Genomic DNA, 20238 nt, shown 5'->3' with positions numbered 1-20238 from the left:
GGTCTGAAGATGAAACGTGGTCATCCCAAAGACAACAGGCTGCGCGCGCCTTGGCGGCGGCCCAGGATATTGAGCAAATTGTCGAACGCGGCTTCATGGCCTTCGGCGGCGCGGGCCTCTCCGGTAAAGCGCAGGCGCTGGCCCACCCATTGGCCCTGGCCCGACAGCAGCAAGGGGCCTTGCAGTGTGCTGAGCGCCAGGCCAGGCGTGGGCGTGCCTTCGGGGGTGCCGGTCAGGGCAACGCGGTAGCTGCCCATGGGCTTGATGGGGCTCAGGCGCGAGGACATGCCTTGCAGGTTCAATTCCAGCAGGCCCTGCATTTGCAGGCGGCCTTGCGCCCAGTGCAGTTGCAGCGCCTCGGTGCGCAGTTGCAGCTGGCCTTCGGCTTGCAAGGTGTTCCAGGGTGCGCCCAGGCCTGTCAGCAATGCGGCAGGCCAGTTGGATGTGTGGTCGCTGGCTTGCAGCTGCAGGGTGTTCCAGCCCAGGACCGCTTGCACGCTGGCGGCTTCGGTCATGCAGCAGTCGGCCCGCCAGCCCAGGCGAAAGCCGGTCCAGGTGGGGGACAAGGTCCAGTGCAAGCGGCTGGGCAGGGCCTGCGGCTGGCGGCTGCCCACGCCGCCGCTGAGCAGCAGCTGAGCCGAGCCTTGCCACACCGTACCTCGGGGGTTGAGCCATTGAACCTGGCCTTGGCTGGCCTGTGCCACGCCCCACGCCAGCCAGCGGGCAGGGGCCCACACCAGCAGCGCCAGGCCCAGGCCCAAGAGCGCGCCGAGCAGGGCCAAAGACCAAGGCGAATGCACGGGTCGGGCCGAAGGAGCGTTGGCGCGTTGCAGGGATTTCATGGCGTGCATCGCATTCACGGCAGGCGCAGCACCAGGCTGCCGCGCCAGGTGGGTTCGGGGCTGTTGATCTGTTGGCTCGGGCCTGCTGGGCTGACTTGTTGCAGTTGGGCTTGTGTGGGCAAGGCCTGTGCGATGTCACGCGCTTGGCTCAGCCAACGGGCCAAAGTGGCAGCCGGGGCGGCTTGCAGGCTCAGGGTGGCGCTGTCGTCTTGGATGCTGATGCGTGCGTTGGGGCCCAGCTCGGTCAGGTTTTTTTCCAGCCACAGGGCGGCATCGGTGCGGGCGATGGCGCGGGGTTTTTGCAGGCCCTGGGCCTGCGCTTGCAGCTGGCGCATGCGTTGGCTTTGGGTGTCGAGCAGGGTCTGGCGGGCCGGGGCCTCTTGCCAGGTGCGCAGCGCCGGGGCCAGGGCCAGCAACCACAGCGCGGCCAAGACCAGCACCCCAAAGCCGATGCCCAGCAACTGCCGCTCACGCGGGCTGCGCCGGGCCCAGGCGGTTTGCCAGCCTTGGCGCAAGGTGGCCGTCCAGCTGTGCAGGCTCATGGCTTGGCCTCCGTTTGGGCACTCATCAACCAGCCGTCGCCTTGGGCGCGCCAGGCGTAGCCCAGGGCGCTCAGGCGTTGTTGCAAGGCTTGCTGCTGGGCCACATCGGGTTGAAAGTCTTGCAGGCGCATCTGGCCTGTTTGGTAAGCCCATTGGCGCGGCGCGGCCAGCCCTGGCGGCAGGGCTTGGCCCAGGGCGGCCAGCATGGTTTCGAGGTCGCCCGCGCCGAGCTGGCCCGAGCCTTGGCGCAGGCGCTCGACCTGTTGGGCCATTTGCAGCGGCGCATCGACCACCAGGCTGGTTTGTGGGAAGGTTTCGCGCAGCACCTGGGCCCAGCTGTTTTGTTGGGCTTGCCAGTCGGCGCGGGTTTTCCAGGCCCAGGCGTTCAGGCCCACCAATTGCGCGGCCAGCAAAAGCCAAAAGCCCCAGCGCGCCGGACGCCAGGCGGGGCTGTGCCACAGATGGCTGGCGGTGCGTTGCCAGTTTTTCAGCTGGCGGCTGCGGGCGTTGGCGCGCAGCTCAAATTGGGCCAGGTCCCAATCACCGGCCAGGGCGGCCAGCCAGTGCTGGGCCGGGGGCATGAGGCGCACGCCAGAGCCCAGCAGCTCCGATGCCACGGCCACCGCGCCGGGTTCGGCCTGCAGCGTGGCCGTGGCCTGCTCGGGCTCGGACAGTCCCAGGCGCTCATGGGCGGCCAAGCCGGCTTGGCGCAGGGCAGGCCAGGGCTGGCCCCAGACGCCGCGTTCGGGGTGGCTGACCCACAGCCAGCCGGTGTCGGCATCGCCCAGGGCCGTGAGCTGCACCGGGCTGCCGGGCGTGCCCGGAGCGAGTTCGGGCACGATGCGGTGCACGGGCAGTCCGGCTTGTTCGAGGGCTTGCAGGTGGGCACCGAGCCAAGCGCGGTCGCACACCGCCACCCAAGGGCTGGGGGTGTTGGCCCAGTTGGTTTGCAAGGCCAGGTGCATGTGTTCAGGGTCGTCGAGCAGGCGCTCTTCCAGCAGGCCTTGCAAGGCCGCTTGCACCCGCTGGGCTTGTTTGTGCAGACCTGCGGGCAAATCAACGCGGTGCCACGACAAGGCTGCCGCAGGCACCAGGGCCACGGTTTCGGTTTGGCGGTCGGCAGCAGGCAACAAAGCGGCTGCGGCCCACTGCAGCGCCAGCGGGCGTGTGCCGGGCTCGGCCATAACCTGGGCATGGGTATAGGCCAAGCTGGGGCTGGGCAGGCCTGGCGGCAGTTGGATGATCAGGGTGCGCATGTGCGGCTCATTGTAGAGGGGCATCAAGACGCAACTGCGGGCTGCGCACGCGCCAGAGCATGCGCACCTGGCCGCCATAGCGCCTCACCAGCGCGGTCTCTTGCTGCACCACGTTGTCGATGCGCATGCGCCCCTGCACCTCAAAGTAACGGCTTTGCACGCTGTGCTGTTTGTCGTCCAGCAAGCGGCCACTGGCGCCCAAAGCCTCTTGCGCGGCGTTCAGGCTGGCCCAGTGCCCGCGCTGGCGCTGGGTCACGGCTTGCCGGGCCGAGGCCAGGTCCAGCCCGGGCAGCACGGCCGAGAGCACCTCGGCCGAGGCGGTGTTCAGGTTCACGGGCGTGGCCTCGGGCAATACGGTGATGTGCGCCTGCAAGGCCGCCACCGTGCCGGGGCTCAGGCCCAGCCAGACGAGTTGGGCCGTTTGTTGGGGCATCAGCGCGGCGGGGCCAGGGTTGGGGCTGGATGCGCTGGATGGGTTGGCCCTGCTGGCCTGCAAGCTGGCCTGCAGCTGCTGGGCCAAAGTTTGCAGCTCGCCCAGGGGCAGGCCCAGGCGCTCGAACAAGGCGGCAAAACGGGCCAGCGCCGGGGCTGAGACTTGCCCGTTTTCAACCAGGTTCATCACGTTCATGCGCGACTGCGCGTCGGTGACCTGGCCCGATAAAAAGACCTCGGCATCGCCCTCGCGCCACTGCTGGTCTTGTGACAAAAAGGTGGACAGTTTGGATTCTTGCACCGCCAAGGCCCAGGGCTCGCCCAGGTGGTCGGCGGCAGCGCCTTGCGCCGAAATCGCGTCTTCACGCAGGATCAGCCGCGTCCAGTCCAGTGCACCGGTCATCATCCATGCGGTTTGGCTGCGCCCGCGCTCAGCGATCTCGATCTCGACTTGGCGCCACTGCTGCCACAGCGCGGCACTGGCCAATGTGGCCACCAGGGCCACCGTGAGCATGGCCGTGAGCAAGGCCGCGCCGCGCTGCTGGTGTGCGGGGCGTGTCATGACGGCGCGCCTGACAAGGTGGGGCGCACCCAGTCCAGGGTGAGTGAGCCCGCGCCCGCGGGGCCGGGGGGCAGCGTCAGCACCAGGCGCACGCCGTCGGGGGGGGTGGCGGTGGGCGCTGTGTTGGAGTTCGGGGTGGTGTTCGGGCTGTCCGGTGTGCCCGCGGTCACGGCATCGCTCGACAAGGGGTTGGTCCAGCTGCCGCCCCGGTGCACAAACAGCTGCCAGCCCGACAAGGGGTGGATCTGAATCTGTCCGGCTCGCGTGCTGTCGTTGGCGGTCTGGCCCCATTGTGCGGCCAGGGCCCAGGCGTTTTGCCAGTCCTGGCGCTGGCTCAGGGGGGGGGATTGCCAACGCTGCCAATCGCCGCCGCCGGGCCGGCCTGGGTTGCTGCGCCAGGTCCAGGCCACCACACGCACGCTGGCGGGCACGGGGGGGGGGGTTGTATTGGGGCTGCTGTTGGGCAAGGGGGCATCGGCGGTGCGTCGGGTCAGGCGCAGCACCTGACCATTCCAGTCCCAGCTGGGTGTGCCGCTCAGCTCGGCCAATTGGTCCAGATCGGTTTGCCACTGCGCCAAGCCCGCTTGCAGGCTGCGGATCTCGTCCGAGCGGCTTTGCAGGCTGCTTTGGCTGCGCAGCATGCCGTCCAAACCGCGCCAGGCCATCAGGCTCATCAAGGCCATCACGCTGATGGCCACCATCACCTCGATCAGGGTGAAGCCGCGTGTGGCTTGTGGGGGGGGCCTCATCCTTTGCATCGTCATCAGTTGCGCCCCATCACGGTGGATACCTGCAACACGAAAGCGCCTTGGTCCAGCACCCGTGCATCCACGCGTCTGAAATTGGGGTTGGGCGTGGGCCGAACTGACACCTCGACCTGCAACGGTCGCCCAGCCTGCAGGCACTCGACGCTGGTGTTGCCTGTGTCTGGCAGTTGCCTGCGCAGGCGCAGAGCGATCAGTTGGTTGTCGGCGCAGATCTGGCCCAGCATGCTCACGGTCTGTCGCTCGGCATTGCGGCTGAGTGAACCTGTGGCCTGGAGCCCCGCCATGAGCGCCACCGCCGTGATGCCCAGAGCCACCAGCACCTCGATCAGGGTGAAGCCGCGCTGCTTCATGGCAGCGCCTGTTCAAGCGTGTTTTGCACTTTGAAGGGCCGCAGGCCGTCTGTCACCACCCACAGCGTCTGGCCGGGCGACTGCGGCGCCGACAAGGCCACGGCTTGGGGCTCGATCAGGGGCTCTGGCCCCAAGGTGACGGCGCTGCCGGGGGTGGCGCGGGTGCTGGCGGCCAGCCAGTTTTGCGGCAGGCCGGGCGGCGGCAGGCCTTCAAATACAAAGCTTTGCAATGCGTTTTGTGCGTTGTCTTGCGTGCGCCAGACCACGGGCAGGCCGTTGGCGCGGGCCTGTGCTCGCCCGGTTTCGAGCAGCACGGCCAAGCGTTCGGCATCGCGCTGCAGGGCGCTGTGCGCGCTGTCGCGCAGAGACAAGCTCACACCTGCAGTGGCCACGGCGATCAAGGCCACCACCACCAGCAGCTCCAGCAGGGTGAAGCCCGTGGGCAGGGCGGTGGGGCGTTTACTGCCAGCTGCCGAGGTCGGCATTGTTGCCCTCACCGCCGGCCTGACCGTCAGCGCCAAAGGACAGCACATCCACCTCACCCTTGATGCCGGGGTTCAGGTATTGGTAAGGACGGCCCCACGGGTCGCTGGGCAGTTTGTCCAAATAAGGCTTCCAGTTGCCGGGCACAGGCTCGGTGGTGGGCTTGAGGACGAGCGCGTTCAGGCCCTGCTCGGTACTGGGAAAACGCTGGTTGTCCAGCTTGTAGAGCTTGAGTGCCTGCATCAGGTTGCCCACGTCGGTGCGGGCGGCGGTGATGCGGGCGTCGTCAGCGCGGCCGAGCACATTGGGCACGATCAGCGCGGCCAGCACGCCGATGATGGCCAGCACGACCATCAGCTCGATCAGGGTGAAGCCGCGTTGGCGGGCTGGCGCTGGGCGAGCCGCAGCGGTCACAGAACTTGGGGCGGGGAGTGGGGCGATGTCTTGCATACCTTCGATCATAATCCGCCCATGTTGCAAATCTCCCCCACCCCACAAAGCGCCAAGTTCTGGCCCGGCGCTGGCGCGGCCCTGCTTTGGTGTGCGGCCGCTGCCAGCGCCGCCTTTTGGGTGCTGAATTTTCCTTCAGGCAGCACGGTGCAGGGCGTGCCTGTGGTGCACAGCGCAGGCCAATCCACAGCCGCATCGGCCTTGCAACCCTCGGTGTACCTGGCCCGGGCTTGGGGCGTACAAGCACCAGCACCGGAGGTCAGCATCGCCCAATCCTCACGCTTTCAGCTCTGGGGTGTGGTGGCCGGGGCTTCGGGTCAGGGCAGCGCCCTGATCGCGGTCGACGGCCAGCCGCCCCGGGCTTTTCGGGTGGGGCAGACCGTGACGGAGGGTGTGGTTTTGCAGGGCCTGGGACCCAAGCAAGCCCAGCTGGGTGCCAGCGCACAAGGCGCGGGCCTTTTTTCACTCAGCTTGCCCGGCACCGACAAGGCGCCTTGAAGCATCCGGAATGGCCAGCCGAGCTGGCTTGTAAGGCGTCTCAGGCGCGCAAAAACAAGCGGTACACCGGGTTGTCCGTCTCTTCCGCATACGGATAACCCAGTGTTTTGAGGAACTTGTCAAAGGCTTTATCGTCCTTGGGTGGCACCTGCAGCCCCACCAGAATGCGGCCGTAGTCGGCGCCTTGGTTTCGGTAATGGAAGAGGCTGATGTTCCAGCCCGGGCGCATCAGGCTCAAGAATTTGAGCAAGGCGCCGGGGCGCTCGGGGAACTCAAAACGCAATAAGCGCTCGTCTTGTGACAGCGCCGAATGCCCGCCCACCATGTGGCGGATGTGTTCTTTGGCCAGTTCGTCGTGCGTGAGGTCAATCGCCTTGAATTGCTGCTTGTTGAATTTGGCCGCGATCTTGGCGCTTTCGCCCTTGCCGTGGGTGCTCAGGCCTAGAAACACATGGGCTTTGTCCGAGTCGCTCATGCGGTAATTGAACTCGGTCACGTTGCGTGGGCCGCCTGGCAGGTTACCGATGGTTTCCAAAAAGCGCTTGAAGCTGCCGCGCTCTTCCGGAATGGTCACGGCAAACAGGGCTTCTTTTTCTTCTCCCACGTCGGCGCGTTCGGCCACAAAGCGCAGGCGGTCAAAGTTCATGTTCGCGCCGCACAAGATGGCCGCAAAGGTCTGGCCCTTGCACTTGTGCGCGGCCACGTATTGCTTGATGGCGGCCACCGCCAGTGCGCCAGCGGGCTCCACAATCGAGCGCGTGTCCACAAACACATCTTTGATGGCCGCGCACACCGCGTCGGTGTCCACCGTCATGTACTCGTCCACCAAGTTGCTGGCCACGCGGAAGGTCTCTTCGCCCACCAGCTTCACGGCCGTGCCGTCCGAGAACAGGCCCACGTCGGGCAGTGTCACGCGCTGTTTGGCAGCCACCGACTGGATCATGGCGTTGGAGTCGTTCATCTGCACGCCAATGACCTTGACGCCGGGGCGCACCGCCTTGATGTAGTTGGCCACGCCGCTGATGAGGCCGCCGCCGCCAATGGCCACAAACACCGCATCGAGCGGCCCTTGGTGCTGGCGCAGCATCTCCATCGCAATCGTGCCCTGGCCTGCAATGACATCCGGGTCGTCAAATGGGTGAACAAAGCTCAGGCCCTGCTTTTTCTGCAGCGCCACCGAATGGTTGTAGGCGTCGGAGTAGCTGTCACCAAACAGCACCACTTCGCCGCCCAGCCCTTTGACGGCATCGATCTTGACCTGGGGTGTGGTGGTCGGCATCACGATCACGGCGCGAGTGCCTAGGCGACTCGCGCTGAGCGCCACGCCTTGTGCGTGGTTGCCGGCCGAGGCGCAGATTACGCCTTTTTGGAGCTGCTCAGGGCTCAGGTGCGCCATTTTGTTGTAAGCCCCGCGCAGCTTGAAGCTGTGCACGGGCTGCTGGTCTTCGCGTTTGAGGAGCACCTGGTTGCCCAAGCGGCGCGACAGGTTTTTGGCGGTTTCAAGGGCCGATTCGCTGGCCACGTCATAGACCTTGGCGTTAAGGATTTTGATCAGGTAATCGGCGGGGGTCAGGTGTGGGGTCGTCATGTCCGGTGCGATGGCAGACGTGCCGCATCGCCTAAAAAAGTATGGGCTTGATGATAACGGCCAAAAAAAATGCCCCAAATCTTGCGACTTGGGGCAAATCCACCTTTTCAGAGGGTGGAGGAGACAAACGGTGCGGGCTAAAAAAGCACGCTTGTTCGCAATTGTACGGGTCTTTTTGTTGCATTGCAGCAAGGTGACGGTCTCAAAGTGCAAAAACTTGTAAAGTTGACCACCTTAACGACCTCTCAAGATCCCTGCGTTGAGCAGCGACGACCCATAAGGAAACCAAAAAAATGGAATGCACAGTCACCTGGACCGGCGCTGCCGGCACCCGCTCGGGCATGGGCTTTGTTGCCGAAACGGGCTCGGGCCACATCGTCAACATGGACGGTGCGCCTGACGCAGCCAAGCCCGAAAACGGCGGCCAGAACCTCGCCCCACGTCCGATGGAAATGCTGTTGGCTGGCACCGGGGGCTGCACCGCTTACGACGTGGTGCTAATCCTCAAGCGTGGACGCCACGACGTTCGCGGCTGCAGCGTCAAAATCAGCAGCGAACGTGCTGAGGTAGACCCCAAAGTGTTCACCAAGATCAACATGCACTTCACCGTCACGGCCAAGGGCGTGCCGGCCACTGCCGTGGAGCGCGCGATCGCCATGAGCCACGACAAATACTGCTCGGCCAGCATCATGCTGGGCAAAACGGCCGAGATCACGACCAGTTTTGATGTGGTGGAAGCGGGCTGAATCCGTTACGCTCAGCCTCTCTGATGAGACACCCCCACCCATGAGACTCTCGGCACAATCGCAAACCATCATTCACCAAGCTGTTGTACAGCGTTTTGGCGATCAGGCGCAGGTGCGCTTGTTTGGCTCGCGTCTGGATGATGCGGCCAAAGGTGGCGACATTGATCTGCATGTTCGAGTTCAGGGTGAAGTGAACAACCCAATCTGGGAGGCCTCATTGTTGGCTGCGCAATTACAGCGGCAGCTTGACGGGCGCAAGGTCGATGTTCGTTTGCAGGTCGACACGCACAACACCTTGCCTGTGGACACTGTGGCGCTGTCAGAAGGTATTTTGTTGACATGAGCGCGCATCCCCCAAGTTTGAAAGACAAACTCACCCAAGGCGATCGTGAGCGTTTGTCAGGCTTGCTCAAAACGGCGCAGGCTGAGTTTCTGCATTTGCAGCAAACGGATCAACGGCTTTTTGGCAAACCCTTCAGTCCCGAAGGCTTGGTGATCCATCTTGCGGACATCGATTTTTCAGAACGTGTTGACGCTTTTGTGGCGCGATTTGGTCGGCTGCAAGATTTGTTGGGTGACAAACTGCTGCCCGCCTGGCTCAAAGCCATGGAAGAGGGGGTTGGCGCAGTTCTGGAAAATCTGGACCGTGCTGAGCGATTGGGTCTGATTGATGGTGCTGACGAATGGTTGGCTGTGAGAAAGCTGCGTAACTTGATGGTGCACGAATACATCGACCGCGCTGAAACCTTGCACATGGCCCTTTACGCAGCGCATGCGCACGTGGCCATGCTGGGGACGACTGTCGATAGATTCAAACAGAGAACGCAAAACCTGCTGGACTGACGTTTCTGTTTGATGCTTTCTTTGCTCGGCAGCATCATTCTGGACCCAAGGTTCAAAACCAAGAACAGTATTGAGGTGGTGAAAGTGGCTTAAAACCCGAATTTATGGAATCGCATTCCATAAATTCGGAAAAGAGGTGCGTCAGGTTTTCTGGTTGCAGCGCGTGCAAAGCGCAAAACTTCAGGCTAAAAAATTTTCTATCCGCATAGAAGTGGGCGACAAATCAAGCCAGTTGCGCACGTCAAACCCGGTTAGCCACCGTGGTCATCACCTTGGCCGCCGCTTGCATCAGGGTCTTGACGGGCGCGGGCAGCTCCACCGCACCTGCATGCATCGCCATCTGGGCGTGGGCGATCTCGTCGGCTTTCATTTGCGAGACGATGGCGCGTGATGCTGTGTCTGCGGCGGGCAGCAAATCCATGTGGCTTTGCAGGTGGGCTTCGACCTGGCGTTCGGTCTCGACCACAAAACCCAAGCTGACTTTGTCTCCGCCGATCTTGCCCGCTGCAAAACCAATGGCAAAGGCACCCGCATACCAAAGGGGGTTCAGCAACGAGGGGCGGTCGTTCAGATCGTTCAGGCGCTGCTGCGTCCAGGCCAAGTGGTCCGTTTCTTCGCGGCTGGCCTCCGCCAACTGGGCGCGCAAGGCCGGATCGCGGCAAGCCAAGGCCTGCCCGGTGTACAGCGCCTGGGCGCAAACTTCACCCACATGGTTGATGCGCATCAAAGCCCCGGCCTGGCGGCGCTCGGCATCGTTGAGCTGCAGCTCAGTGACAGACGAGGCGGGGTTAGGCCGACTGGCGCGGGGTTGTGCAAACAGAGTGCGCAGGGCACTGTCGGTGGCCAAAAGCAGGGCATTCATCATGCCAACAGTTTATACAGGCACAGAACAGGCACGTCTCATCCAAGGCTTTTGAGTGGGATGGGCCGCACATCCACAGACACGGTTGCCAAGGATTAAGTCATTTTTTAGATTCAAAACGGCTTGGATGTTGTTGAATTTATTAGATAAATCTTCAAAAATTCTGAAAACAAGGGTCCGATTCCCCGTTGTTTGTTGCATCCGTGCAACGAAATGGCGCTTATTTGGGCAAATTCCTTGGAATTGACGCAAGCCTCTGGTGCAATAGCTTCAACCACCCGGTATCGGGGGTTGGCTCAGGGTCTCGACAGGTGTTGAACATCTTTCTGATTCGGGCCCTTGTTTTAACCTTGGAGAAATTTGCAATGAAAAAAACTCTGATTGCTATGGCTGTTTTGGCAGCTTCCGGCGCCGCTTTCGCTCAATCCACCGTGACTTTGTACGGCGTTGTTGACGCTGGCTTCATCAACGACGGCACCGACACCAAATTCAAGAGTGGTGTCAACGGCACCCCACGTTTGGGCGTGAAGGGCACCGAAGACTTGGGCGGTGGCTTGAAAGCTTCTTTCACCGTCGAAACTGGCTTGAACAGCGGCAAAGAAACAGCTGCTTCTTTGGGTGACCGCGGTGCACACATCAGCTTGTCTGGTAGCTTCGGAACAGTGCAAATTGGCTCAAGCATTCTGAGCCCTTCGTTCTTTGCCCGCGCCAGCTCTGACGCTTCTGCTGCCAACAACTACAGCATCGCCACATACGGCGGTGCCACACGTAACGACAACAGCATCAACTACAGCAACACAATCGGTGCTCTGACCATTCGTGCAGCCATGGTTCAAAAAGCTGACAACGGTGGTGCCAAAGGCGCAACTGACTTGTCAGTTGTTTACGCTGCTGGTCCTTTGACACTGGCAGCATCTTCTGCTGACAACGGTGCTGCTAACGGTAAAGGCACTTACATGGGTGCTTCTTACAATCTGGGCGCCGCTAAGGTTTCCCTGAGCAGCGTTGATACAGATGCTGATGGTCAAACAACCAACGTTGGCGTTAGCGCACCCATGGGTGCTTTGACTCTGCAAGCTGACTATCGCATGGTTAAAGACACAGACGTCAACACCTACGTTTTGTCTGCACAGTACGCTTTGAGCAAGCGCAGCAGCTTGACTGCATACACTTCCAAAGCTGACAACGCTGATGCAGCTGTTGGCTTCGGTATCCGTCACAACTTCTAATCCCTCGCTGGGGTAACCCAGCTTGAGATTCAGAAGAACAAAAACCCACCGTGGCAACACGGTGGGTTTTTTGTCGCCTACACGATGGTGCTGAAGAGACGACACAACTGCACACAAGGGAAAACACTGGTGCTGCACAGTGTGCAAGCTGATGAATTTATCAAATCAAGAACTGCAACATTGGAGCAAAGACATGGCATATGCACAACAAGATTCCCAGCGACAATTTGAAGAAATGATTGTTGCTCAAAAACTGCTGGAAGATCAGATCAAGCTGGATCGTGAGAATTTTGTCAAACGTTGACTCAATCCACTCAATGACTTTTCAACACTCGCCCCAAATTCACACCACTGCGTGGCAAGCGATCTTGATGCCTTTGAAGTCGCGCAAAGCGGGGCGTTCGGCGCGGCAGATGTCAGTAGCCTGTGGGCAGCGGGGGTGGAAGGTGCAGCCGCTGGGCGGGTTGAGCGGGTTGGGCACTTCGCCTTGCACTGGGGTGCGGGCGCGGCCGGTGTCATGCATCTTCGGAATCGCGTCCAGCAACATGCGGGTGTAGGGGTGCTGCGGGTTGTCAAACAAGGTGTGCTTGTCGGCCAGCTCCACCAGTCGGCCCAAATACATTACGCCCACCTGGTCGCTCACATGGCGCACCACGGCCAGGTTGTGGCTGATGAACAAATAGGTCAGGCCCCGTTCGCGTTGCAGGTCTTTCATGATGTTGAGCACCTGCGCCTGCACGCTCACATCGAGCGCCGAGGTCGGCTCGTCACACACCAAAAACTCGGGCGCGGTGGCCAAGGCGCGGGCGATCGAGATGCGCTGGCGCTGACCGCCCGAGAACTGGTGCGGGTACTTGACCATGTCGAGCGGCGACAAACCCACCGACTTGAGTAATTCGGCCACGCGGGCTTTGAGCTCTTCGGCGTCGCTGATCAGGCCATGCTCTTTGAGCGGCTCGCCAATGATGTTGTCCACCGTCCAGCGTGGGTTCAGGCTCGCATAGGGGTCTTGGAAAATCATCTGGATGCGTTTGCGCATGGCTTTGGCATCGCTTGACTTGAAAGCCGCGTGCGCGTCTTGGCCATCAAAGGTCAGGCCGCCGCGTGTGGGCTCGTAAAGTCCCACCAGCAAACGTGCCACAGTGCTTTTACCGCAGCCGGACTCGCCCACCAGCGCCAAAGTTTTGCCGCGCTCGATCTCAAAGCTCACGCCGTCCACGGCGTTGAGCATCTGGCGTGGCTTGCGCTCGATCACGCGGTTGAGCCATGGGGCCGACACGTCAAAGGTTTTGGCCAGGTCATGTGCGACGACCAAGGGCTGGGTCTTGTGTTCGCTCATGCGGCGCTCCCATCGTGCAGCCAGCAAGCGGCCCGAGTAACACCTGCTTGGACCAAATTGGGTCGGTCTTGGCGGCAGCGGTCAAAGGCTTTGGGGCAGCGCGGGTTGAAGGCGCAGCCTTGCGGGATGGCGTTCAGGCGCGGCATCGTGCCGTCAATTTGGTTCAGGCGTTCGCGGTCACTGTCCATGTCGGGGATGGAGGCCATCAGGCCTGCGGTGTAAGGGTGGGCCGGGTGGTTGATGACCTGGTGCACCGGGCCGATTTCGGCAACGCGCCCGGCGTACAACACGGCCACGCGGTCACAGGTCTCGGCGATCACACCCATGTCGTGCGTGATCAGCATCACGGCAGCGCCCCGGTCTTTGCAAACCTTTTTGAGCAAGCTGATGATCTGCGCCTGGATCGACACGTCAAGCGCCGTGGTCGGCTCGTCGGCCACAATCAGCAGCGGCTCAGCGGCCAAGGCCAGCGCAATCACCACGCGCTGGCGCATGCCGCCAGAGAACTGGTGCGGGTAATGGTCGATGCGCTCTTCGGCGGCCGAAATGCCGGTGTCCTTGAGCAGTTGGATGGCGCGCTGGCGAGCTTCCTGCGGCGACACAGGCAGGTGGGCCAGGATGGTTTCGGTCAGCTGCCGCCCGATGGAGTACAGCGGGTTGAGCGAGGTCAGCGGGTCCTGAAAAATCGCGCCGATCTTGCGTCCACGGATGTGGCGCATCTCGTCGTTGTTCAGGTGGTCGATGCGCTGGCCTTCGAGGCAAATTTCGCCGCTGGCCACTCGACCCGGCGGCTCCAGCAGGCCAATGATGGCCGCGCCTGTGAGCGACTTGCCCGCGCCCGATTCACCCACCACACCCAGAATTTCACCGGGGGCGATGTCGAAAGAAATATCGTCCAGCGCACGCAGCGTGCCGTGGCGGCTGGGGAATTCCACCACCAGGTTTTTGACTTGTAAAAGACTCATCGCAATCTCGGATTGAGCGCATCGCGCAACCAGTCACCCAGCAAGTTGACCGACAGGGCGATCAGCACCAGCATCAGACCCGGAAAAATCGTGATCCACCACTCGCCTGAGAACAAATAATCGTTGCCCACGCGAATGAGCGTGCCCAGCGATGGCGAGGTGGGTGGTGCGCCCACACCCAGAAACGACAGCGTGGCTTCGGTGATGATGGCGGTCGCCACCTGGATGGTGGCCAGCACCATGACCGGGCCCATCACATTGGGCAGCACATGCTTGACCATGATGCGCAAGGGGGCCACGCCCGTCACGCGGGCGGCCTGCACGTATTCCTTGTTGCGCTCCACCAAGGTGGTGCCTCGCACCGTGCGGGCGTATTGCACCCAACCGGTCAGTGAGATCGACAAAATCAACACACCAAAGGCCAGTGATTCGTGCGCGTTGGGAAACAGGGCACGCCCCACACCAGCGATCAGCAAAGCCACCAAAATGGCGGGGAAGGACAGCATCACGTCGCACAGGCGCATGAGCAAGGCGTCGATCCAGCCGCCTTTGAAACCCGCCAGCAAGCCCAGACCCACGCCCACCACCACCGACAAGACGACCGAGGCCAGCCCCACCACCAAGGAGATGCGCGAGCCGTAGATGATGGCCGACAAAATGTCCCGGCCTTGGTCATCGGTGCCCAGCAAGAACTTGGTGCTGCCGCCCTCCATCCAAGCCGGAGGCAAGCGGGCATCGCTCAGCTCCAGCGTGGCCAGATCAAACGGGTTGGTGGGCGCGACCCAGCCGGCAAACACCGCAGCGAAAAGACACACAAAGGCAATGGCCGCCGCCACCATGGCGGTGGGCGACTGGCGAAAGCTGTAGCCCACATCGCTGTGAAGCCAACGGGTCAAGACATTGCTCATGGTCACTTCACGGTGATGGACTTGAAGGGCATGTAGTTGTCACCACGCTGGACCAGCGTGACCTTTTTGCTGGTGCCCCAGGCCAAGGCCTGTTGGTGCAAAGGCAGGTGGCCAATGTCGGCGCTGTGCAGTTCAAAGGACTCGCGGATCATGGCGTTGCGTTTGGCCTGGTCGGTCTCGCTTTGCACCTTGATCATCAGCTCATCGACCTTGGGGTTGCAATAGGAACCCAGGTTGAACTGGCCTGCACCCTTGTCGTCCACGCAGCGCATCAGCGCGTTCAGGGCGTTGTGCGCGTCATAGGTGCTGGGGGTCCATCCCAGCAAATAGAAGCTGGTGTCGCGGCGCAGCACTTTGGGGAAATAGGTGCCCTTGGTCTCGGCCTTGAGGTTGACCTTGACGTTCACGCGAGCCAAGTTGGCGGCCACGGTTTCACAGATCTGGCCGTCGTTCACATAGCGGTCATTAGGGCAGTTCATGTCGATGGTGAAGCCTGTGGGATAACCGGCTTCGGCCAGCAACTTTTTGGAGGCTTCGGGGTCGTAGGGCAGGCGCTTGTTCAGTTCGGGGTTGAAGCCGTTGATGCCCGGGCCCACCATCAGGGCGCTGGGGTTGGAGGCGCCGCGCATCACCACGCGCTTGATGCCTTCGATGTCAATGGCTTGGTAGAAGGCCTGGCGCACGCGCTTGTCCTTGAAGGGGTTTTTGCCCTTCACGCTGGAAAACAACAATTCATCACGTTTTTGGTCCATCCCCAGAAAAATGGTGCGCAATTCTGGCCCGACGAGTGCAATTGTGTTGGCGTTGTTATTGACGCGTGGGACATCTTGCACAGGGACCGGCTCAATGATGTCCACCTGACCTGAAAGTAAGGCCGCTACACGAGTCGCATCATTGGCAATGGGCGTAAAGATGACCTCTTCCACGTTGCCCTCAATCTTGCCCCAGTAATTGGCATTACGGACAAAGGTTGTACGCACATCGGGCTGGCGCTCACGCAAGCGATAAGGCCCTGTGCCGTTAGCGCGGAAGGAGGCGGCGTTTTCAATGCCTTTGCGGCGGTCCACCGGGCGCGTGGCTTGGTTGTCTTCGCACCATTTCTTGCTCATGATGAACACTGTGGACAAGACATTAGGAAGAATGGGAAACGGGGATTTGGTCTCGATCTCGATGGTGTGGCTGTTGATCTTGCGCACTTCCTTGATGTCGTTGGTGTTGCTGCGCATGTCCGAGCCTTCGCCTGCGGCGCGGTTGAGCGAGAACACCACGTCATCGGCGGTAAAGGGCGTGTCGTCATGGAATTTCACGTTCTTGCGCAGCTCAAAGCGCCACACGGTGGGCGAGGTCTGCTTCCACGAAGTGGCCAGGCCCGCTTCAAACTTCAGGTCTTTGCTGACACCGACCAGCGATTCGTAGATGTTGTTGGTCACGCTCAGTTGCAGCGACTCGTTGAGCGAATGCGGGTCCATGGAGTTGGCGTCGCCCTGGTTGGCCACACGCAGTGTGGCGGCATGGGCGCTGCCCACAGCCAAAGCCGAAACCACGGCCAAAGCGGTCAATGTGCGGTTGAAGGAATGCATGCGCATGAAAAACTCCTGTTAGTGGTGAGTGAAAGGGGCTGAAAAAATCATGAACTGCGCAAGGCAGAACTCAGTGGCAAAGCCTGCTCGATCAAGCTGGCATGCAAGGCGGCACCCAAGGGCAGGATGTCGTCGTTGAAGTCGTAGCGGCTGTTGTGCAGCGGGTGCGGGCCAGGGCCGTGCGGCAGGCCTTGGCCAATGCGGATGTACGCGCCGGGCTTGGCCTGCAACATGAAAGAGAAATCTTCGCCGCCCATGCTGGGCAGCATGTCGCGCCAGACCTTGTCTTCGCCCACCAACGCGGCTGCCACGTCGCAGGCAAACTGCGCTTCAGGTACGGTGTTCACGGTGGCAGGGTAGACGCGCTCGTAGGTCAATTCGGCCGAGGCCCCAAAGCCTTGCGCCACACCATTGCACAAGGCGCGCAGGCGGTCTTCGATCTGGTCTTGCACGCGCTCGCTGTAGGTGCGCACTGTGCCCACCAACGTGGCTTCGCCCGGAATCACACTCATGGCACCGGGATGACCTGCCTGCATCGAGCAGATGCTGATGACCGCCTGGTCAAAAGCCGACAAGTTGCGCGAGACCACGCTTTGTGCGGCCGTGATGATGTGGCCGGCCACCAGAACCGGGTCAATCCCCTGGTGGGGGCGGGCACCGTGTCCGCCTTTGCCAATGATGCGGATCTCGATGCGGTCTACCGCCGCCTGCATGGGTCCGGGGGTGATGCCGATCACGCCCAAGGGCGTCTCGGGGGAGTTGTGCTGGGCATAGACCTGCTCGCAAGGAAATCGGTCGAACAGGCCATCTTGCATCATGGCGCGGGCACCCGCGTAGCCTTCTTCGCCGGGCTGAAAAATCAGCACGGCCGTGCCATCAAAGCGCCGGGTTTCGGCCAGATAACGCGCCGCACCCATCAGCATGGCGGTGTGGCCGTCGTGACCACACCCGTGCATCAAGCCAGGCGTGCCAGATTTCCAGTTGCATTCGTTGTGCTCGGTCAGCGGCAGCGCGTCCATGTCAGCCCGCAGGCCTATCATGCGGCCCGGGTTGTCCGCCGTGCGACCTTGGCCATGCACCAAAGCCACCACGCCGGTTTTGCCGATGCCGGTGTGGATGCTGTCCACGCCGCAAACTTTGAGCATCTCGGCCACGCGGGCCGAGGTGTACACCTCTTCAAAGCCCAACTCGGGGTGGGCATGCAGGTCTCGCCTGAAGGCCGTGAGTTCAGGATGGAATTGGGCAATGCGTGCAAACGCTGCGCCCCGCCCCAACACCGATTGCAAAGAAGCGCCCACGCTCAATGCCCCCCAGGTTTGCCCACGCGCAGGCGCGGGTCCACCACAAAGTAGAGCAAATCGACGATCAGGTTGATGACCACAAAGATCAGCGCGATCAGGCACAGGTAGGCGGCCATGACCGGGATGTCGGCAAATGTCACCGCCTGAATGAACAGCAAGCCCATGCCAGGCCACTGGAACACGGTCTCGGTGATGATGGCAAATGCGATCAATCCGCCCAGCTGCAAACCGGTGATGGTCATCACTGGCACCAGTGTGTTTTTGAGCGCATGGCCAAAATGAATGGCGCGGTTGGACAGGCCACGGGCGCGGGCGAACTTGATGTAGTCGGTGCGCAGCACCTCCAGCATCTCGGCCCGGACCAAGCGCATGATCAGCGTGAGCTGAAAAATGGCCAGCGTCACGGCTGGCAGCACGATGTGGTGCCAGCCCTTGGCCGTCATCAAACCGCTCGACCACCAGCCCATTTGCACCACGTCACCGCGGCCAAAGCTGGGGAACCAGCCCAGGATCACCGCAAACACCAAGATCAACAAGATGCCGATCAGGAAAGTTGGCAGCGACACCCCCAGCAGCGACACCGTCATGATGAGTTGGCTGGCCCAGGTGCCCCGGCGCAAAGCCGCGTACACCCCCATGGGAATGCCAATGATCAAGGCCATGCCAGCGGCCACCATGGCCAACTCCAGCGTGGCGGGCAAGCGCTCGGCGATCAGGCGCGAAACTTTCGCACCTTGGCGCAGGCTCAGACCAAACTCGCCTTGCACCGCATTGACCAAAAAGTGGCCAAACTGCACAAAGAAAGGCTGGTCCAGACCCAGGTCAGCCCGCAGCAGGTCGATCTGCTCTTTGGTGGCGTCTTGCCCCAGCAGGAACACCACCGGATCGCCCACGTACTGGAACAGCAAGAAGGCGATGAAGGCGACCGTGATCATCACGATCACGGCCTGGATCAGCCGCTGCAAGATGAAAGCGAGCATCAGTTGACCTTGATCAGTGTCCAGTCGAGGCGGTTGTCAGGGCGGTGCACCACATCGACGTTTTTCTTCATGGCCCAAGGGATCACCTGGTTGTGCAGCGGGATGTGCGCCACGGTGTCGTTTTGCAACTGCAGGCCTTCGGTCAGCAAACGGTCACGGACCAACAAATCGGTCTCGGTTTTCACGCGGTCCACGATGTAGTCCATGCGGGTGTTGCTGTAGCGGCCCACGTTGTAGTTGCCGTCGCCACCTGTGCCCACCGAGCGAGTGAGCGACTGCAGGCTGTAGAGCGCGTCAAAGGTCGGCACGCCCCAGCCCAGCATGTAGATGCTGGCTTCGTAGCGCTGGATCATGGGGAAGTAAGTCACCAGCGGCTGTGTACGCAGTTTGGCCTTGACACCCACTTTGGCCCACATGGCCGTGATGGCCTGGCAGATTTCTTCGTCGTTGATGTAACGGTTGTTCGGGCAGGCAAAGTCCACCTCAAAGCCATTGGGGTAACCGGCATCGGTCAGCAGCTTTTTGGACGCATCCAGTGAGTAGGGGAAGCGGGTGTCCACGGCTTTCGTCCAGCCATTGACCTGCGGAGCCACCAAGGCGCCCGTGTTTTGCGACAGGCCGCGCATGGTCACGCGGTGGATGGTGTCTATGTCGATGGCCTGGTAGAGCGCCTTGCGAACCTTCACGTCCTTGAGAGGGTTCTTGCCCTTGATGTTGGAGCCGGGCAACTCGGCACGGTGCTGGTCCATACCCAAGAAAATGGTGCGGTTTTCAATGCCGTCGATCACCTTCAGGTTGGCGTTGTTGCGCATGCGGCCCAAGTCTTGTGGGCTGGGGTCGAGCACAAAGTCGATCTCGCCCGAGAGCAAAGCGGCAGCGCGTGTGGCTTCGTTCTTGATGGGGGTGTAGATGATTTCGGTCACGTTGGTGGCGGCATCAGACCAACCCCACCAAGCGGGGTTCTTCACCAGAACCAAGCGCTGGTCGGGTTGCCACTCTTTGACCATGTAAGGGCCGCTGCCCATGGCGTTGCGGTGGGCGAAGTTTTCTTCTTTGGTCTTGGCGTCTTTGGGCTCCATGGACTTGTTCTTTTCGGCCCAGGCTTTGCTCATGATGCGCAACTCGGTCATCTGGTTCAGGACCACAGGATTGGGCCCGCTCAAGATGACGTCCACCGTGTTGGCGTCGACCTTGACGATGCGGCTCATGCCTTGGGTGTAGACGTTGAAGTTGGAGGTTTTGGCGCGTGCTCGCTCGAGCGAAAACACCACATCGTCGGCCGTCAGGGCCGAACCGTCGCTGAACTTGACGCCCTTGCGCAAGTTGAAGCGGTATTGCGTGGGTGATACCTCGCGCCAAGAGGTGGCCAGGCGAGGTTCCAATTTGAAGGTCTTGCTGTTGTAGTAGACCAGCGAGTCAAAGATGGCCGCGTGCACGCCGTTGCCCAAAGCGTTGTTTTGCGAGTGGATGTCAAGCGTGGGAATATCACTGGCGCTGGTCCATTTGAAGGGCTTGGCCTGCACCAGACCTGCGGTCATTACACCGGCCAACAGCAAAGCAGCGCTCAGGGCGCTGGGCAATACGCGGGATGGGGTCATCTTCTGCATCAAAACACCTCGGTAAAAAAAGTTGGGTAATTATGAGTATGCAATATTCGAACCCGCTGAGAGGGCAGGGAATTCCCCCAAACACGCTGTCGCGCACCGGACTGGTGC

Annotated in this window: 22 protein-coding genes; 5 read left to right on the top strand and 17 right to left on the bottom strand. The window is 61.5% G+C overall.

Annotated features, from left to right (window positions below):
- Positions 1 to 20: 20 nt before the first annotated feature.
- Genes gspN through gspG form a run of 8 tightly spaced genes read right to left on the bottom strand, consistent with a single transcriptional unit; the run spans position 21 to position 5684 of the window.
- Positions 21 to 842 (bottom strand): type II secretion system protein N, encoded by an 822-nt coding sequence (gene gspN, locus B9Z50_RS03630; protein ID WP_108362558.1) that lies wholly within the window; start codon positions 840 to 842, stop codon positions 21 to 23.
- Positions 843 to 856: 14 nt separating this feature from the next.
- Positions 857 to 1384: a type II secretion system protein GspM gene (gene gspM / locus B9Z50_RS03625; protein WP_158270623.1), complete on the bottom strand. Its 528-nt coding sequence runs from the start codon at positions 1382 to 1384 to the stop codon at positions 857 to 859.
- Positions 1381 to 2640, bottom strand: a complete 1260-nt coding sequence (gene gspL, locus B9Z50_RS03620) for a type II secretion system protein GspL (protein WP_158270622.1) — start codon at positions 2638 to 2640, stop codon at positions 1381 to 1383. Before gspL ends, gspM begins: the two co-directional genes overlap by 4 nt.
- 7 nt (positions 2641 to 2647) lie before the next feature.
- On the bottom strand, positions 2648 to 3634 hold the full coding sequence (gspK, locus tag B9Z50_RS03615; protein WP_108362256.1) for a type II secretion system minor pseudopilin GspK: 987 nt from the start codon (positions 3632 to 3634) through the stop codon (positions 2648 to 2650).
- Positions 3631 to 4383, bottom strand: coding sequence for a type II secretion system protein J (locus tag B9Z50_RS03610; protein ID WP_108362556.1), 753 nt, complete (start codon positions 4381 to 4383; stop codon positions 3631 to 3633). Before B9Z50_RS03610 ends, gspK begins: the two co-directional genes overlap by 4 nt.
- A 14-nt stretch (positions 4384 to 4397) precedes the next feature.
- Positions 4398 to 4751, bottom strand: coding sequence for a type II secretion system minor pseudopilin GspI (gspI, locus tag B9Z50_RS03605; protein ID WP_108362255.1), 354 nt, complete (start codon positions 4749 to 4751; stop codon positions 4398 to 4400).
- On the bottom strand, positions 4748 to 5236 hold the full coding sequence (locus tag B9Z50_RS03600) for a prepilin-type N-terminal cleavage/methylation domain-containing protein (protein WP_108362254.1): 489 nt from the start codon (positions 5234 to 5236) through the stop codon (positions 4748 to 4750). The genes gspI and B9Z50_RS03600 overlap by 4 nt, the downstream gene beginning before the upstream one ends.
- Entirely contained in the window at positions 5211 to 5684 is a 474-nt protein-coding gene (gene gspG / locus B9Z50_RS03595) for a type II secretion system major pseudopilin GspG (RefSeq protein ID WP_108362555.1), read from the bottom strand. The genes B9Z50_RS03600 and gspG overlap by 26 nt, the downstream gene beginning before the upstream one ends.
- A 21-nt stretch (positions 5685 to 5705) precedes the next feature.
- Between gspG and B9Z50_RS03590 the strand changes: the two genes are divergently transcribed.
- Positions 5706 to 6182, top strand: a complete 477-nt coding sequence (locus tag B9Z50_RS03590; RefSeq protein WP_108362253.1) for a type II secretion system protein N — start codon at positions 5706 to 5708, stop codon at positions 6180 to 6182.
- A gap of 40 nt (positions 6183 to 6222) precedes the next feature.
- On the opposite strand, the gene ilvA is transcribed toward B9Z50_RS03590, so the two are convergent.
- Positions 6223 to 7770 (bottom strand): threonine ammonia-lyase, biosynthetic, encoded by a 1548-nt coding sequence (gene ilvA / locus B9Z50_RS03585; RefSeq protein ID WP_108362252.1) that lies wholly within the window; start codon positions 7768 to 7770, stop codon positions 6223 to 6225.
- 293 nt (positions 7771 to 8063) lie between these two features.
- Between ilvA and B9Z50_RS03580 the strand changes: the two genes are divergently transcribed.
- Genes B9Z50_RS03580 through B9Z50_RS03570 form a run of 3 tightly spaced genes read left to right on the top strand, consistent with a single transcriptional unit; the run spans position 8064 to position 9359 of the window.
- Positions 8064 to 8516, top strand: coding sequence for an OsmC family protein (locus B9Z50_RS03580; RefSeq protein ID WP_108362251.1), 453 nt, complete (start codon positions 8064 to 8066; stop codon positions 8514 to 8516).
- A 40-nt stretch (positions 8517 to 8556) separates the two neighbouring features.
- Positions 8557 to 8859, top strand: a complete 303-nt coding sequence (locus B9Z50_RS03575) for a nucleotidyltransferase domain-containing protein (protein ID WP_108362250.1) — start codon at positions 8557 to 8559, stop codon at positions 8857 to 8859.
- Complete coding sequence (locus B9Z50_RS03570; protein WP_146183154.1) at positions 8856 to 9359, top strand: hypothetical protein; 504 nt, start codon at positions 8856 to 8858, stop codon at positions 9357 to 9359. The genes B9Z50_RS03575 and B9Z50_RS03570 overlap by 4 nt, the downstream gene beginning before the upstream one ends.
- A 241-nt stretch (positions 9360 to 9600) precedes the next feature.
- On the opposite strand, the gene coq7 is transcribed toward B9Z50_RS03570, so the two are convergent.
- The gene (gene coq7 / locus B9Z50_RS03565) at positions 9601 to 10221 is read right to left on the bottom strand and encodes a 2-polyprenyl-3-methyl-6-methoxy-1,4-benzoquinone monooxygenase (protein WP_108362554.1); all 621 of its coding nucleotides are present in this window, start codon (positions 10219 to 10221) and stop codon (positions 9601 to 9603) included.
- Positions 10222 to 10535: 314 nt separating this feature from the next.
- Between coq7 and B9Z50_RS03560 the strand changes: the two genes are divergently transcribed.
- Complete coding sequence (locus B9Z50_RS03560; protein WP_146183153.1) at positions 10536 to 11450, top strand: porin; 915 nt, start codon at positions 10536 to 10538, stop codon at positions 11448 to 11450.
- 343 nt (positions 11451 to 11793) lie between these two features.
- On the opposite strand, the gene B9Z50_RS03555 is transcribed toward B9Z50_RS03560, so the two are convergent.
- The 7 genes from B9Z50_RS03555 to B9Z50_RS03525 are packed head-to-tail and all read right to left on the bottom strand — an operon-like array spanning position 11794 to position 20121.
- Positions 11794 to 12789, bottom strand: coding sequence for an ABC transporter ATP-binding protein (locus tag B9Z50_RS03555; protein WP_108362247.1), 996 nt, complete (start codon positions 12787 to 12789; stop codon positions 11794 to 11796).
- On the bottom strand, positions 12786 to 13754 hold the full coding sequence (locus B9Z50_RS03550; RefSeq protein ID WP_108362246.1) for an ABC transporter ATP-binding protein: 969 nt from the start codon (positions 13752 to 13754) through the stop codon (positions 12786 to 12788). Before B9Z50_RS03550 ends, B9Z50_RS03555 begins: the two co-directional genes overlap by 4 nt.
- Positions 13751 to 14662, bottom strand: a complete 912-nt coding sequence (locus B9Z50_RS03545; RefSeq protein WP_108362245.1) for an ABC transporter permease — start codon at positions 14660 to 14662, stop codon at positions 13751 to 13753. Before B9Z50_RS03545 ends, B9Z50_RS03550 begins: the two co-directional genes overlap by 4 nt.
- Before the next feature lie 2 nt (positions 14663 to 14664).
- Positions 14665 to 16248: an ABC transporter substrate-binding protein gene (locus tag B9Z50_RS03540; RefSeq protein ID WP_233249734.1), complete on the bottom strand. Its 1584-nt coding sequence runs from the start codon at positions 16246 to 16248 to the stop codon at positions 14665 to 14667.
- 41 nt (positions 16249 to 16289) lie between these two features.
- Positions 16290 to 17540, bottom strand: coding sequence for a M20 aminoacylase family protein (locus B9Z50_RS03535; protein WP_108362244.1), 1251 nt, complete (start codon positions 17538 to 17540; stop codon positions 16290 to 16292).
- A gap of 2 nt (positions 17541 to 17542) precedes the next feature.
- Entirely contained in the window at positions 17543 to 18523 is a 981-nt protein-coding gene (locus tag B9Z50_RS03530) for an ABC transporter permease (protein WP_108362243.1), read from the bottom strand.
- Positions 18523 to 20121 carry an ABC transporter substrate-binding protein gene (locus B9Z50_RS03525; protein ID WP_370463057.1) on the bottom strand — a complete coding sequence of 533 codons (1599 nt, stop codon included), beginning with the start codon at positions 20119 to 20121 and terminating at the stop codon, positions 18523 to 18525. Before B9Z50_RS03525 ends, B9Z50_RS03530 begins: the two co-directional genes overlap by 1 nt.
- Positions 20122 to 20238 lie beyond the last annotated feature (117 nt).

The organism is Limnohabitans sp. Bal53 (assembly GCF_003063355.1).
Taxonomy (GTDB): Bacteria; Pseudomonadota; Gammaproteobacteria; order Burkholderiales; family Burkholderiaceae_C; genus Limnohabitans_A.
Note: the sequence above shows the minus strand (reverse complement) of the source record. Positions and strands in the feature narration are given on the sequence as shown.

Excerpts from the sequence above, each read along its gene's own strand:
- gspM (WP_158270623.1), bottom strand. The coding sequence starts at position 1,384 with ATGAGCCTGCACAGCTGGACGGCCACCTTGCGCCAAGGCTGGCAAACC.
- gspL (WP_158270622.1), bottom strand. The coding sequence starts at position 2,640 with ATGCGCACCCTGATCATCCAACTGCCGCCAGGCCTGCCCAGCCCCAGC.
- gspK (WP_108362256.1), bottom strand. The coding sequence starts at position 3,634 with ATGACACGCCCCGCACACCAGCAGCGCGGCGCGGCCTTGCTCACGGCC.
- gspN (WP_108362558.1), bottom strand. The coding sequence starts at position 842 with ATGAAATCCCTGCAACGCGCCAACGCTCCTTCGGCCCGACCCGTGCAT.
- gspI (WP_108362255.1), bottom strand. The coding sequence starts at position 4,751 with ATGAAGCAGCGCGGCTTCACCCTGATCGAGGTGCTGGTGGCTCTGGGC.
- B9Z50_RS03570 (WP_146183154.1), top strand. The coding sequence starts at position 8,856 with ATGAGCGCGCATCCCCCAAGTTTGAAAGACAAACTCACCCAAGGCGAT.
- B9Z50_RS03555 (WP_108362247.1), bottom strand. The coding sequence starts at position 12,789 with ATGAGCGAACACAAGACCCAGCCCTTGGTCGTCGCACATGACCTGGCC.
- ilvA (WP_108362252.1), bottom strand. The coding sequence starts at position 7,770 with ATGACGACCCCACACCTGACCCCCGCCGATTACCTGATCAAAATCCTT.
- coq7 (WP_108362554.1), bottom strand. The coding sequence starts at position 10,221 with ATGAATGCCCTGCTTTTGGCCACCGACAGTGCCCTGCGCACTCTGTTT.
- B9Z50_RS03610 (WP_108362556.1), bottom strand. The coding sequence starts at position 4,383 with ATGAGGCCCCCCCCACAAGCCACACGCGGCTTCACCCTGATCGAGGTG.
- B9Z50_RS03525 (WP_370463057.1), bottom strand. The coding sequence starts at position 20,121 with ATGACCCCATCCCGCGTATTGCCCAGCGCCCTGAGCGCTGCTTTGCTG.
- B9Z50_RS03545 (WP_108362245.1), bottom strand. The coding sequence starts at position 14,662 with ATGAGCAATGTCTTGACCCGTTGGCTTCACAGCGATGTGGGCTACAGC.
- gspG (WP_108362555.1), bottom strand. The coding sequence starts at position 5,684 with ATGCAAGACATCGCCCCACTCCCCGCCCCAAGTTCTGTGACCGCTGCG.
- B9Z50_RS03580 (WP_108362251.1), top strand. The coding sequence starts at position 8,064 with ATGGAATGCACAGTCACCTGGACCGGCGCTGCCGGCACCCGCTCGGGC.
- B9Z50_RS03590 (WP_108362253.1), top strand. The coding sequence starts at position 5,706 with ATGTTGCAAATCTCCCCCACCCCACAAAGCGCCAAGTTCTGGCCCGGC.
- B9Z50_RS03550 (WP_108362246.1), bottom strand. The coding sequence starts at position 13,754 with ATGAGTCTTTTACAAGTCAAAAACCTGGTGGTGGAATTCCCCAGCCGC.
- B9Z50_RS03530 (WP_108362243.1), bottom strand. The coding sequence starts at position 18,523 with ATGCTCGCTTTCATCTTGCAGCGGCTGATCCAGGCCGTGATCGTGATG.
- B9Z50_RS03600 (WP_108362254.1), bottom strand. The coding sequence starts at position 5,236 with ATGCCGACCTCGGCAGCTGGCAGTAAACGCCCCACCGCCCTGCCCACG.
- B9Z50_RS03540 (WP_233249734.1), bottom strand. The coding sequence starts at position 16,248 with ATGCGCATGCATTCCTTCAACCGCACATTGACCGCTTTGGCCGTGGTT.
- B9Z50_RS03575 (WP_108362250.1), top strand. The coding sequence starts at position 8,557 with ATGAGACTCTCGGCACAATCGCAAACCATCATTCACCAAGCTGTTGTA.